Below are 14,083 nucleotides of genomic sequence, written 5' to 3'. Positions count from 1 at the left end.
AGTGAGAAGGATGAGTTATATAATAGAAGGAACTTTCAAAAAATTAAAAGGAGGGGTAAGTTGGAACGGTTAACATTATTTACATTATTAATAAAGGTTTTACTATATTTTGCTTTGATTATTGTGTTACTTGGAGATATATACCAGCCGCTGGGACCTACGGCAAGAATTATACTTGCATCACTCGCTTTAATCGAAGCAATAGGTATTATTAGAAAAGTAGATAATAGGAAAGGTAGTAATAAACATTAAATAATGATAGAAAGTAAGGTGAATTTATGCTACATTTACAACCGAAGAAATTACCTAGTCTGTTAGAATCAATTACTATGCTTTTAATTGTTGTTAGTATTATTAGCTATTTTATTATATTTTTACAGAGTGTACCGCATGTACCGATTCTACTGGCTGTTTTAATTATGATTACATATGGCTTTATTAAAAAATTCTCATTTCAACAGCTTCAAGATGGGATGGTTTTAGGCGCTCAAACTGGTATGGGTGCTGTATTAATTTTCTTTTTAATTGGTGTCCTGATTAGTAGTTGGATGGCAAGTGGTACAATTCCAGTTCTGATGAATGTATCATTTGGTCTAGCTGAAGGCCCTTGGTTTTTTGCAATTGTTTTTACAATAACGGCAATCTCGGGTGTTGCCCTAGGTAGTTCATTTACAACAAGTGCAACCTTAGGTGTAGCATTTCTTGGAGTAGCACAATCAATGGATGCATCTCTGGCTATTACAGCTGGAGCAATTGTTTCAGGTGCTTTTTTTGGTGATAAAATGTCTCCATTATCTGATACCACAAATTTAGCATCAACAGTTGTAAAAGTAGACTTATTTGATCATATCAAAAATATGGCATGGACAACAGTGCCAGCATTTCTTATTTCTTTTATAATTTTTGTATTTATTTCACCTGAACAAACAATAGAGTCAGAAAAAATAGCTGCCATTCAGACTGGCTTGCTTGATGCGGGTCTAATTCACTGGAGTTCATGGATTCCTTTAATCATATTAGTAGCGATGAGTTTAACCAAAAAAAGCGCTTTTGTATCCTTAGCTGTTAGTAGTTTAATAGCAACCGTTATTGCAGGTGTGCGTCAAGTTATTCCTTGGGGAGATCTATGGCATACGTGGTTCTCCGGCTTTACCGCGCAAACAAATAACGATGCTGTGAATGCAATGCTTTCTAGAGGTGGAATCGATAGTATGTTATTTACTGTTTCATTAGTGATTCTTGCTCTAGCACTTGGTGGTTTATTCTTTGTTACTGGTGTTATTCCATCAGTGATTTTAAATGTACAACGAAAGCTACAAACTATCCGTACGATAACGCTGTCTACTGCTCTAACAGCAATCGGAATCAATGTATTTATTGGAGAACAATACTTGTCGATTTTGTTGACTGGCGAATCTTATCAAGATATTTATGATCGAGCTGGATTGGCAAGGAAAAATTTATCACGAACGTTAGAGGATGCTGGAACAGTAATTAACCCATTAGTACCATGGAGTGTGTGTGGAGTATTCCTTGGAGATGTTCTTGGCGTTGCCGTCATCGATTATCTACCATTTGCATTCTTTTGCTTGTTAAGTCCAGTGTTGACAGTAATTTACGGTTTAACCGGAAAGACGATTTCAACAAAAGAATAGAGATAATATTTTAGGGGATTTGACATCAGTTAAAACTTTAAGAAAAACGACGCGTAAATTGTAACTTAATTACGCGTCGTTTTTCTTATAATATCTGTGAAACTTTTCTCAAACTAACAACGTATAAAATAAAAGATTCCTTAGAAGGGATAGCGAGCATAACAAGTTAAACTAAGAATAATATTAAAGAGGTGAAAAAATGAGTTTGTGAGTGAAGCAACAGCTGTGTTGGGTAAGATCTAATTTCTAAAAAAGGAGTTGAAAAGATATGAAAAATAATGCTAGTGATGAGAGTAGAAAAGGTGGTATGTTGAAAAAAAGAGTTATATCTTTATTGTTAATTACAATAGTTATATTTCTTGTATACGCATTCATCAGACCTATACTTATACATTTTGGATTAGCCTCAACTATTGAGTTAACAATAGCAATCATACTACTATTCATTTTTATTATTACAATTATTATCTTATTAATTAAATCGTTATTAATGACTTTTAAATTATTAATCAAAAAGAAACGTCCTGAATGGAAGCCGATTAAGTCTCAGCTTCTTTACGCTGGTTATATATTAACAGTTCTTTTTCTAATGATAATTACAAGTCAATGGTTTGCGTATACGCCATCAGTTAAAGGTGATGATGGAAAAGTCATAGAAAATAGCATAGCGTCATTAGAACAAATTTCACTCAATAACAGTAAACAATGGATATCTATTCGTAGCCATGATGAAAAGAACCCGGTTTTATTGTTTTTAGCAGGTGGACCTGGCGGAACTCAAATGGCTGCTACACGTGAACAGCTAAGTGAGTTGGAAAGGCAATTTACTATTGTAAATTGGGATCAACCTGGTTCAGGTAAGTCTTATCATGCAGTTGATCTTGAAGATCTGACTCCTGAACGTTATATTAAAGATGCACAGCAATTAACACTTTATTTAAGAGACAGGTTTAAGCAAGACAAGATTTATGTAATGGGGGAATCATGGGGGAGTGCACTTGGTATCATGCTAGTGAACGAGTACCCTAAGCTTTATCATGCTTTTATTGGTACTGGTCAAATGGTGGATTTTAAAGAAACAGAAGAAATTGATTATGAACTAGCAAAGCAAATTGCTACAGATAGTGGTGATACAGAGAAGGTGTTAGAACTTGAGGAGCAAGGTCCACCACCTTATTACGGAAAGGATGTAGTTTGGAAGGAATCAGCTTATTTAATGTATTTAAGCGATTATATGGCAAAAGACCCCAATATAATAAATGGTGGTTATAATACAATCGGTGACATTCTCGGCCCTGAATATGGTTTATATGATAAACTGAACTTTTTACGAGGAGTAGCGTACACTTTTAATCACGTTTATCAACAACTATATGAAGTGGATTTAAGAAAGCAAGCTGTTAAGTTGGATGTACCAGTTTATTTTCTTATTGGTCGTCATGATATAAATGCGCCCATCTCAATAACTGAAGAATACTTTGGAATGATAGAGGCTCCTGAAAAGGAACTTATTTGGTTTGAGCATTCGGGACACAGCCCATGGATAAATGAAACCGATAAATTTGTTAATACAGTTGTGGATTGCTTTCTAAATTAAGTTTTTAACGTTTTTCCAAAAGAACGTGAATCAAATGTGCGATAAAGCGATAAATAATCAAGTCATCAAAAAAGCTATGTGAGTCTCCTTTATCTTTGAAAACACACTTTGATTAAACTAATCAAAGTGTGTTTTCTGTACATTATACTTTTTTGAGATTAAGTTACACATTTTTTATCACAATTTCATAGTTACTTAAATTAAAGCGAAGTATTATATAAATATAAATGGTTTAGGAGCTTCTTTATTGTTGACAGTACTTTGATGAGGGTTTTCTTCATCAATTAATAGAGAGGTACAACTATCTCTAAAATCATAGGGAAGAAACTGTTGATAATTTTCAGGAAATATGTCCGCATTTCGATATTCTTTGTATGGGAAATCTACTGGATTTAAGCTGCTATCCTTCTGCTTTTTTAAGTCTTTCACAATTGTCTCCCCGATAAATCTTCCCAATCGAAGCCCTTGATCATTATCAGAAGGAAAATGAACACCCGCATACAAGCGTCCAACTGAATCGTCATTTGCTATTTTATGAAGTTTCTTGGCTTCACTTGGAAAGAAATAACTTAGCACAACTTCTGCACAACCTGACATTGTTGCATGACCAGACGGATAAGTTGGGAACCGCGGGGTGCATAATAAAGTACTCAATTTTTGATCATATTGATTAGGTCTTGCTACATCCCATCTATATTTCAAGTCCCATACAACTATCATTGTATCATTAATAGCGCCCTGAACTGTGGCTAAAATTCGTGCAGCATGTGTTGCACTAACTCCGTATGCATCAATAAGTTTGTCAATAATAGGTGTCCATTGTTTAGTGGGTGCACCCGTTCCGTAATAAGTGGCTATCTTCTTTTGTTTAGACGAGAGAGTTTTGAGCGTTTTTCTAACAACATGCAATTCTTTATCAAAATTTATTAAGCTAGGATCAGTGATTGGAAGTGTCACTTTGTTTCCTTCAGGATCTAAAAAAGATCCATCTTTTTCTCGCTTTAGATACACAAGTGGCCATGAGCCGGCCAAAGGAGTAACCGGATTGCTGGGGGGGTTCTTTTCACCAGCGTAAGGTATTTTACTCCAGTGTAAATATTCTTTTTTCAAATTGATCACCACCATTTTTTATATAGTATATTAGATGAAATGAAAAGTGGGTGGACGCTTCTCCCAGATAGGATTATAATATTTAGTAGGAATTGTCAGCGAGGTGATGAGGTTGAGGTTAACACTGTTGAGTTTAATTAGATTAATCATGTTTATCTTTATTAGCTACTTTTATTATACGGCTGTAGATAATAATATCACGATTCAAGTAACATATATTATTAGTGTGCTTATCATTTTTACTATTAATCATTTCTTGCTAACAGCTACATCTTTTGGTGAGAAACATTACCCTATACTTATAGCAATCGATTTAGTCGTTACAATGGGATATAGCTTTTTGTTTCCAGGTATAACGCTTTACTTAATCTTAGTTGACGTATGTGCTGTTACGCTTTTCTTAATGGCTAAGGATAGTCTGTTAATTTGGATATTTTCGATTAGCTTTTTTGTGGTGTGGTCAATTAGTATGGGTTACACGTACCATATAACTGGAAATTTGAGCATAATCAATAATCTAGTAAACTTGTTGTTTGTGTTTTTTTCTGCAATTGTTGGTCGGTTGATTTATAAGTTGACTTCTGCGCAGGAGAAAATAACGCATCAATATGATCAATTAAGTGAATCGCATCAAGAATTACAAGATGCGCATCAGCAATTACATACATACTCTAAACAGGTAGAAGAACTGACACTTATTCAAGAGCGAAACCGGATTTCAAGAGAAATTCATGACACGGTAGGTCACAAAATGACAGCACTACTGATGCAGTTACAATTAGCTAAGGAGTTAAGAGATCTTGATCCTAAAAAAAGTGAGGCAACGATAGAACTTTGTGAAGGTTTGGCGCGAGAAGCTTTAAATGAAATAAGGTTATCTGTTCGAACCTTACAGGAGGATGAAGGTACAAAACACTCATTGTTAAAGACAACAAGAAAAATTCTAGAAGACTATCAAGAAATGACCGGGTTAAAATCAGATTTTCATATTACGGGTGAATTATCACAAATTCCACCTTCTATTCAATTAAATCTAATACGAATCATTCAAGAATCTGTGACCAATGCGGTAAGACATGGTCAAGCTACTAAGTGTAATGTTAGTATACATATTTCGTCGTCAAAAATTGATGCAATGATTAAAGATAATGGAACTGGTGCAATAGATGTAGACCCTGGATTTGGCTTAAGTAATATGAGAGAAAGAGTTTATGATCATGGTGGTACGATTATGTTTGAGAGTAAAAAGGATGAAGGTTTTATTATTAAAGTAACTTTTCCGTTGAAAGAAATTAGTTGGAAAGTGGGGGATGTAAAGTGATAAAGGTAATGATTGTAGATGATCAGGAGCTAATGCGCGATGGATTAGCAACTATTCTTAATTTGAAACCAGAAATTTCTGTCGTTGGAGTAGCGTCCAATGGACAAGAAGCATTTGTGAAAGCAACTGATCTTCTCCCAGATATTGTGTTAATGGATATTCGGATGCCTGTTTCAAGTGGTGTTGAAGGGACTAAACGAATTACTGCATCTTTACCTAAAACAAAAGTATTAATGCTAACAACATTTAATGATAGTGCACTGATCTTTGAAGCACTTGAAGAAGGTGCAAGCGGTTATTTGTTAAAAGACATGCCTACAGATTCGATTGTGCAAGCAATTATGACGGTTCATTCTGGAGGAGTTGTTTTACCTAGAGAGTTAACAGCTGAGATTGTTAAAGAGATGCGCCAAACTCATAAAGCAGAACATACCTGCGTAGTACCGTCTATTATAGATCAATTAACAGAACGGGAGCACGAAGTACTGAAAAAATTGGGTCTAGGTTTAAGTAATAAAGAAATTGCAGAGAACCTGTTTATTTCTGAAGGTACAGTAAAGAATCATGTCTCTAATTTGATAGGTAAACTTCAGGTGCGAGACCGAACCCAAGCAGCTATTTTTGCTGTACGGTATAGCATCACGGATTTTAATACATGACTTTTGGCATAGTACCGCATGCAAGACAGCTAATTAGCTGTCTTTTTTTATTGCAAAAATCTATCGCTAGCTAGATTTGTTTTTTAAAAACAAAGCGTATACTGGATTTATAATAACAAAACAAAAAAATTTAATAGTAAGTTCTAATAAGGAGTGATAAATGATGTTAGAAGTAAAGCATTTAATGAAAAGTTATGGAAAAAGACAGATTGTTAAAGATGTCTCGTTTACGATAAATAAGGGAGAATCTTTTGGACTACTTGGACCAAATGGCGCTGGTAAATCAACATTAATTTCAACGATATGTGGTCTCATTAGTTATGATCAAGGTGAGGTATATGTCAATAATCAATCAATAAAAAAGTTTCCGTTAGTCATAAAACAAAAAATTGGTATTGTGCCACAAGAAATTGCCCTTTATCCAACGATGTCAGCGAAAGATAACTTAATGTTTTGGGGGAAAATGTACGGATTAAAAGGGGCGAAAGCATCTAAGCGTGTAAATGAAGTGTTGGAATTCGTTGATTTGAAGGATCGGGCTAAAGATAGAATTGAAACATTCTCTGGTGGTATGAAACGAAGAATAAACATTGGTGCAGCTTTAATGCATGAACCAGAAATTTTGATTATGGATGAACCAACAGTAGGTATAGACCCTCAGTCTAGGAATCATATTTTAGAAACAGTGAAAAAGTTAAATGAGAGTGGTAAAACGATTATTTATACTAGTCATTACATGGAAGAAGTAGAGTATTTATGTGATCGTATTGGAATTATCGACAATGGTGAAGTAATTGCGTTAGGTACACAAAAGGAACTTTGCAATCGTTTGGCTGGTGGTTCTGTTGTACATTTAGATGTGGAAAACAAGACAGAACAAGGAATCGATTCAATAAACGAGATAAAAAATGTGAAGCATATTGTATCAAAACAAAACGAAACCAAACTTGAGATATATGTTAACGAAGCACATGAAACGATGGGTGAGATTGTAACAACAGCGGTTAACCATGGGATCAAAGTACTAGCTGTTGAAGTACAAGAGCCTAACCTTGAATCGTTATTCTTACAATTAACAGGACGTACATTACGAGATTAGGAGGTGGAATTTACAATGAAATTTTTCACAATTGCTTTTAAGGATCTTAAAGTCCGTTTAAGTGATAAAAAAGGGTTTATTAGTTTATTATTAATGCCAATTATATTAACTGCAATACTTGGCTCTGCACTTAGTGGCATGTTTGCTGATACAGTGTCTATGCCCCATACAGAACTTGGTATTGTATTACATGATCAAAACGAAATAACAGATCAGTTTGTTGAAGAAGTGTTACAAGGGGATATCTTAAGCGAAAGTATAACGTTAAAAAAGTTCTCTAGTCAATCCGATCTGAAAATAGATATTGAAAATCAAACAGTAGATCTTGGATTAGTTATTCCTAAAGGATGGGGTGAAGGTTTACAAAATGGAGAAGAGAAAGATGTAATGGTATTTACTGATCCGAGTAAACAGTTACAATCATCTATCGTTGAATCAATTACTATGTCGTTTATTGACCGTATTGCATCTATTTCAACAGCTACTCAGGTATTTTCACAAGAACTAGCGATGATAGCACCTGTAACTGATCAAGAAATAAATGTTCGTGAAATAGTAGGTGATGTAAGCAATCAATTGGTGGCAGTAGCAGATTCAGAAATGAACGTAGTAACTGCAGAAGAGGATGGTAAGACACCTATATCTGGAATGCAATACTACGCAGCTGCAATGGGAGCCATGTTTGTATTATTTAACGCTACAATCGGTGCTAAGTCTATTATACAGGAACGTAATATTGAAACACTAGCACGGTTGATGAGTAGCCCGGTCAGGTTAAATTCCATCATTATAGGAAAATTTCTGGGGACTTTTTATGTATCTTTTCTGCAGTTTAGTGTCTTTATATTAGCTACACATTATTTGTTAGGAGTAGGTTGGGGGAGCAATTTATTCCAAACCTTAGTAATTGGTTTAAGTTATTGTATTGCAGTTTCCGGTATAGCGATGATAATTGCAGGTTTAATAGTAGAAGAAAAAACGGCGGACACTGTTGGTGGTATTGGGGTCCAAATATTTGCACTATTAGGCGGTTCAATGATTCCGATTGGTGCATTTCCAGAAAAATTGCAACTAGTCGCAAATATTGCACCCAATAAATGGTTTTTGGATAGCTTACTAGAAGTGATGAATGGAACTACATGGGGTGCATTGGTTTTACCAATAACTGTACTACTGTTAATTGGCGTTGCATCATTAATGATCGGTTCATTAAGATTAAGGGTTAGATGAGGAGTGAGGAAAATGATTAGAAAAATAGCCACAGTCGCTATGTTTGAATTAAAGAGAATTTTTAAGAAGCCACAGTCCTATATCATCATGTTTGGTATGCCGTTATTATTTACATTAATTTTTGGAAGCTTATTAAGTGGAGGGGAACAGGTAAAACCAACTATTACTATTGTTAATAACGATAACTCAACGTTGGCAAATAATTATATAGATGAAATTCAAGCTAAAGATGTAATGAAACTCAACTTTACCGACGAAGATCGAGCTGCATCCGATCTAAGTGACCATAAGATAACAGGTTATATTTTAATTGAGAAAGGGTTTGAAAAACACTTACTAAACGAAGAAAAATTAAATATAATGTTTAAACATTCACCTGAATATAATGGTGCTGTTATGATAAAACAAGTTCTTCATAACAGTTTACAAAAAATCATGATTAGTACAAAAGCTTCAACCGTTTATAGTAGTTTGACAGGTGATAGTTGGGAAGGAATAAACACAAAGATTTCAAATGAATTAAAAACATCAAGTGGACTAAAAACAGAAATGATAACCAAAAATTCGGAAATGGCTGGAATGCAAAACATGAGCGCACGTTCTGCAGGATTCACTATTATGTTTGTAATGATGGCAATGCTGAGTAGCACCGGAGTTATTTTAGAAGCGAAACAAACTGGTGTATGGTACCGATTGATGGCAACACCCACATCAAGATTGGAATTATTGTTGGGCTATTTACTTGGCTTTTTTTTAATCGGATGGGTACAATTTGGAATTCTGATGGCAGTATCTACAATCATTTTTAACATTACTTGGGGAAATATAGTCGCTAATATTATACTGATCTCTGCACTACTAATTTGTACGATTGGTATTAGCTTATTTATTGCAGGATTTGTTAAAACATCGGAACAACAAGCTGTATTTGGTAACCTAGTAATAATCTCAACATGCATGCTTGCTGGTGTCTATTGGCCATTGGAGATCGTTCCAAATTTCATGCAGGAAGTAGCAAGGTTTGTACCACAATTTTGGGCATTAGAAGGCTTAATGGAGTTGATGGTAAGAGGTGGTTCAATAATTGATATTGTCGAACCTATTGGTATTCTGTTAGCATTTGCAATTGTGTTCTTAGGGGTAGGTATAACAAGAGTTCGCTTTGATTAACCATCCTAGTTTATACAAAAAACGAGCAAAAATATTTTGCTCGTTTTTAAATGGTTTTATCGTGTTCCGGCAAACTGTTTACATTCTTTAGCGCACCCTAAGCATATATGGCCACACCTTTGCGACTCTTGATCAGGGAATTGTAGGCATGTATTTCCGCAAATTTCACAAACATACGCACAAAATCCTGCAAGTGCTTTTGAAAAATGGCTAGACCGCGCAAGGTACTTTACCATTAATGCACAGATATCTGCACAATCTCTTAAATGACTTAATTGAATCCCTCTATTATATAGATTTTCAGATTCATGTAACATTGTAGTCATTTCCTCACATGTGACTGCACAATCTTGTACAGTATTCAGTAGCCCTAAATGAGGGTTTTGATTTGTCACAGGTTGTTGCTCATACGTATTCCAATTATTCTGTTGCTGATTTGCTACAGGTTGCTGTTCATACATATTCCAGTTATTTTGTGTATGCAAATTTATTCCTCCCAAAACTTTTTCGCGCTCACAATTACATTGTATGCATCTGTAGGCGTTAGTGGAATAGGCTTTTTGCTTAATGTTATATGTGAATTATCTTCAGGTCGAAGCGGGTAGGTTAATATAATTATTCTGTGATCGTTTTTATATAGAGATGGCTAAAATCTGAACAATTTGCCCAGTCCATTTTGACCTCAACACCATACACTATAGTGAAAGTGAATAGACCAATATCACAGGTTAACTATGTGAAAAGGAGAATTTATTATGTATGGAATGAGAAGGAATGGCCCTATATATCAACAAATGCCACCTCAGGATCAAAGATTTGGTCCAGGTTTTTATGGTATCAGTCCATTAGCATCAGGCTTAATTGGTGCGGGTTTAGGTTATTTAGGTGGAGAGTTATTTGATGGCCCTGGATTTGGTGGCTATGGACCAGGATACGGTGCTGGCTATGGTCCTGGATTTGGTGGATACGGTCCTGGCTATGGCGCTGGTTATGGGCCAGGGTACTATGGTGGCCCAGGATACGGACCAGGCTATAATAAAGGATTTGGAAATCCAGGCTATGGAGATTTCGGAAATAAACCTGGTTTCTTTTAGTTAACAAAAAATATTAAAACTTTTAGATTAATGGATCAGACATTATTAAAAGAACCTTCTCAGATGGGAAGGTTCTTTTAATAAATAATACGCGGTTATTGTCACTATTCTTTATTCTTTATCCTTTATAAAATAAACTTTTCTGTCATTTAGATTTTGTAAAGGTCGGTAATTAGCAGGATACAAATCTGCAAATTCCTTGATTAGTTCTGTTGATATTTCGATCTGTTCTTTAAATAGAAGCCATTTAACATCTTCTGTACATGGCGGTGTGGTTAAGGAACCATCATACATATACAAGCTTCTGTCTTTTGGTAACAGGTTTAATAAATTCACATCTTCTTTTAAAACTTTTTTAGACCCCTTCTTTTGTGGAAGTGATTCAAAAAGTTTCTTACTTGCTGTGTTGCTCGTTCCCTCCTCAACAAAGACCCCTACAACTACTATTTCTCCTTTTTTGTTTTTGTGTACAAAATGAATTTCTAATGGGAATTTCTTATGATCTAATTCATGTTCACTTTGGTGGTGAAAATGTAGCTGTTTTAAAAAATACTTTTCATTCCCAATTAATAATGTATTTTCTTGTTTGTCGGGTACTGCAACAATAGTTTTTCCGTTATTTGTTAGTGTTAAGTGTGATGGTTTATAATGAAATTGAATATTTCCTAATTTTAATTTTGCATTTCTAATTACATTTGTTGTATCAATATTTATTGGAGACTGATTAGCGCCTTTTGAACATGTTTGATAAGCCGAATCTAAATCCCCCCAAAAATTTGGTCCTGTTTCACCTGAATAAGACCAATCCGGTTCTGCCTTCACAGGTGCAGTAAGTACGAACATTATTATAAAGGGTATAAAAAGAAATACAAATTTTATATAATACATGTTGATTTTCCTTTCTTTCGTATAATTTAATTCGAGAAATTGACTTTGGCCTTGTCTTTTAGCATCTATTGAATTACTCCTGTTCCAAATAACTTTACTTTTACATTTACTTTAAATGTTACCTCAGGATATAGAGATAGCCACTTTTGCCATTTTTCCTCCTCATCACCAATGTTAGTAGCGCGGTATCGCAATCCAAAACCAAATGGATCAACTCTCTCTTCTTGGAATTTGGTTAAAAGTTTTTCGATTCTTTCTTTTACACTTTCTCTAGCTAATTTCTCGTACTTTGGTAAGTTGTCTTCCTTTATTTGTTCTGTTGTTTCTTCAATAGATCCTTCAATTTCAATTTCAAAGTCGATAGAAGGAGAGGAACCATTAGTTGTATCAATCTTATATTTAGCATTTAATACCTTTGAGCTAATGTTAAAAATTTCTTCCTCATTTTCTATCTGCAGTTGAACTTTTGGATATTCTCTTTCTAAAGCATTATATAATACGGTTTCTTCTTCACTTAATTCAAGTGCAAGTTTTCCATTATAAAAAATAGAAGCATGATCAACAGCAAAAGATTCCTGTGAGGGTTCAACAACAGGAATTATGGGATCCAAACCATTTTCTGTTAATCGTCGCCTTAGATCAAACAAATATTGTAATGTTATTGAGGGGCTTTCTGTTCCTGTGTTACCAAATATCAAGAAAAGAAAATTCCCGGGAATACGTTCAAATTTTGGTTTAACATCAATAATTTTTTGCGCATTAGGTTTTCCTATACCAATATAAGAAATTTGCTGTATATCTCTTCTTCGATCAAACCAATCCATTACATCGATTAATCCTTCTTTTGCAATTTCCTCACCGATAATGATTACTTTTGTATGTCCAAAGTCCAATTCTTTATCAACATTTGCTTTTAATTTTTTGACTGCTTCTGAAATTGTTTTTCCTTCTTTTATTACAATATAGGATTCACTACCCATTGTTTCTGTGTCTGCACTAGCTATTGCTAATTTTAGTGTCACTGCATACTTGTTATCTTTTTGCGTAGCATGATCTAAACCCATTTCTACTACAAAAAAACGTTTATCAATATCTTTATAACCATTACAACCAGTCAATATTAAAAAGAATCCTATAAAAAGAAATAGCACCTTATGTTTCATGTTTTTTCCCCCAAGCTATCCAAGAAACGATTATAGTAAAAAAAATAGAGATTGGGATCAAGATAATGTAATATAACTTTGTTAACTCGAGCAGTTGTCTTGCGTCTATTCGTGTACCTGTTATATAGGTGACAATTATTAGTAAAGTAACTATACTCCTTGATAGAATACGTGTTTTTAACCTTGTTTCTTTCGAAGGTGCAAATAAACTTAATAGAAGTTTTAATCCAACATGCCAGATAGTAATCACCATAATTAGCGACGCTCCGATAAATAATAAAAGCGTTATATAAATGATACGCTCAACAAAACCATATTCCATTCTTAATGAATCGCTTGTTGAGATCCAAGGATAAATAAAATCCTCTACACCACTGGTGCCATTAAATCCAATTGGAATAAAACCAGAAGTGAAGGCATTAACATATCCTAAAATAATTATTGCCATGGTCCACCAAATATTTATTTTTTTAATCTCCCCCTTGAAAACACGATTGTAGATAGAAATATTATAAAAGCCATACAGACTAAATGTCACAGATCCTAAAGAAGACAAGGTTGGCAATTCATTTACATGCGTAAATACCACTCGTATGGAATCCCAATTTAAATAGGGGCTTGTATATGCTTTGAAAAAGATAACTAATATAAAAGGTAAGCTAATGAGAGTTAAAATTTCTAATGCATATAGCACCTTTTCTGTTTTTAACAAAACCCCAAATCCTACTACAAGTAAAAATATAGTGAGGATTGTAAAACGCGTCATTTCAGGATTTATAAAAGTACGCGTGATATCAGTGAAAGCCAATAATAAAATCCAGCCTGAGAAAAAAAATAGGATACTCAAGAGAATAAGGGAAGGCCGATTAAACCACTTAGATGTGTGTTGAAAAAGAATTTCTGGTAGTCCTTTACCAGGAAAACGTAACATAGCATTCGTAAAAAAATAAAGAAGAAGAACGGTTAATGGGATACCAATAATTACTGCCATAACTGATCCTTCAAATCGTTCATCAATAATAATCCGTGGAACAAACGCAGTAACATTCACAACCATATTCATAACCATCAAGTACAAAAAATATCGTATCAACTTT

General features: G+C 34.4%; 14 protein-coding genes. 9 read left to right on the top strand and 5 right to left on the bottom strand.

The genetic code is table 11. From position 1 onward, the window contains the following. Positions 1 to 60 precede the first annotated feature (60 nt). The 3 genes from D2K40_RS01830 (at position 61) to D2K40_RS01820 (ending at position 3,252) form a co-directional block, all read left to right on the top strand. Positions 61 to 252 (top strand): hypothetical protein, encoded by a 192-nt coding sequence (locus tag D2K40_RS01830; RefSeq protein ID WP_117152369.1) that lies wholly within the window; start codon positions 61 to 63, stop codon positions 250 to 252. Between the two features lie 26 nt (positions 253 to 278). Further along, positions 279 to 1,655, top strand: a complete 1,377-nt coding sequence (gene nhaC, locus D2K40_RS01825; RefSeq protein WP_117152367.1) for a Na+/H+ antiporter NhaC — start codon at positions 279 to 281, stop codon at positions 1,653 to 1,655. A 268-nt stretch (positions 1,656 to 1,923) separates the two neighbouring features. Beyond that, complete coding sequence (locus tag D2K40_RS01820) at positions 1,924 to 3,252, top strand: alpha/beta fold hydrolase (protein WP_188618775.1); 1,329 nt, start codon at positions 1,924 to 1,926, stop codon at positions 3,250 to 3,252. A 213-nt stretch (positions 3,253 to 3,465) separates the two neighbouring features. Here D2K40_RS01820 and D2K40_RS01815 read toward each other — a convergent pair whose 3' ends face one another. Further along, positions 3,466 to 4,362, bottom strand: coding sequence for a vanadium-dependent haloperoxidase (locus tag D2K40_RS01815; RefSeq protein ID WP_117152365.1), 897 nt, complete (start codon positions 4,360 to 4,362; stop codon positions 3,466 to 3,468). 127 nt (positions 4,363 to 4,489) lie between these two features. On the opposite strand from D2K40_RS01815, the gene D2K40_RS01810 reads away from it, so the two are divergent. The 5 genes from D2K40_RS01810 to D2K40_RS01790 all read left to right on the top strand — a co-directional run bounded on the left by D2K40_RS01810 (position 4,490) and on the right by D2K40_RS01790 (position 9,841). Continuing rightward, entirely contained in the window at positions 4,490 to 5,683 is a 1,194-nt protein-coding gene (locus tag D2K40_RS01810) for a sensor histidine kinase (RefSeq protein WP_162879106.1), read from the top strand. After that, entirely contained in the window at positions 5,680 to 6,342 is a 663-nt protein-coding gene (locus tag D2K40_RS01805; RefSeq protein WP_117152361.1) for a response regulator, read from the top strand. Before D2K40_RS01810 ends, D2K40_RS01805 begins: the two co-directional genes overlap by 4 nt. A gap of 163 nt (positions 6,343 to 6,505) precedes the next feature. Continuing rightward, on the top strand, positions 6,506 to 7,441 hold the full coding sequence (locus tag D2K40_RS01800; RefSeq protein ID WP_117152359.1) for an ABC transporter ATP-binding protein: 936 nt from the start codon (positions 6,506 to 6,508) through the stop codon (positions 7,439 to 7,441). A 15-nt stretch (positions 7,442 to 7,456) separates the two neighbouring features. After that, positions 7,457 to 8,671, top strand: a complete 1,215-nt coding sequence (locus tag D2K40_RS01795; protein ID WP_117152357.1) for an ABC transporter permease — start codon at positions 7,457 to 7,459, stop codon at positions 8,669 to 8,671. 12 nt (positions 8,672 to 8,683) lie between these two features. Continuing rightward, positions 8,684 to 9,841: an ABC transporter permease gene (locus tag D2K40_RS01790; protein WP_117152355.1), complete on the top strand. Its 1,158-nt coding sequence runs from the start codon at positions 8,684 to 8,686 to the stop codon at positions 9,839 to 9,841. A gap of 56 nt (positions 9,842 to 9,897) precedes the next feature. Here the strand turns inward: D2K40_RS01790 and D2K40_RS01785 are convergent, their stop codons facing one another. Further along, positions 9,898 to 10,326, bottom strand: coding sequence for a four-helix bundle copper-binding protein (locus D2K40_RS01785; RefSeq protein ID WP_229666595.1), 429 nt, complete (start codon positions 10,324 to 10,326; stop codon positions 9,898 to 9,900). Positions 10,327 to 10,596: 270 nt separating this feature from the next. Here D2K40_RS01785 and D2K40_RS01780 point away from each other — a divergent pair, with 270 nt between their 5' ends. After that, a complete protein-coding gene (locus tag D2K40_RS01780; protein ID WP_205417555.1) occupies positions 10,597 to 10,935 on the top strand; it encodes a hypothetical protein in 339 nt (112 codons plus the stop codon). A 111-nt stretch (positions 10,936 to 11,046) separates the two neighbouring features. Here D2K40_RS01780 and D2K40_RS01775 read toward each other — a convergent pair whose 3' ends face one another. From D2K40_RS01775 to D2K40_RS01765, 3 genes are all read right to left on the bottom strand, one after another. Then, a complete protein-coding gene (locus D2K40_RS01775) occupies positions 11,047 to 11,823 on the bottom strand; it encodes a carbonic anhydrase (RefSeq protein ID WP_117152353.1) in 777 nt (258 codons plus the stop codon). Positions 11,824 to 11,888: 65 nt separating this feature from the next. After that, entirely contained in the window at positions 11,889 to 12,986 is a 1,098-nt protein-coding gene (locus D2K40_RS01770; RefSeq protein WP_117152351.1) for a Ger(x)C family spore germination protein, read from the bottom strand. Continuing rightward, entirely contained in the window at positions 12,976 to 14,079 is a 1,104-nt protein-coding gene (locus D2K40_RS01765; RefSeq protein WP_162879105.1) for a GerAB/ArcD/ProY family transporter, read from the bottom strand. The genes D2K40_RS01770 and D2K40_RS01765 overlap by 11 nt, the downstream gene beginning before the upstream one ends. Positions 14,080 to 14,083 lie beyond the last annotated feature (4 nt).

Origin of the sequence: Paraliobacillus quinghaiensis (genome assembly GCF_003426025.1) — a bacterium.
Taxonomy (GTDB): domain Bacteria; phylum Bacillota; class Bacilli; order Bacillales; family Amphibacillaceae; genus Paraliobacillus_A; species Paraliobacillus_A quinghaiensis.
This window is presented reverse-complemented; position numbering and strand designations above follow the sequence as displayed.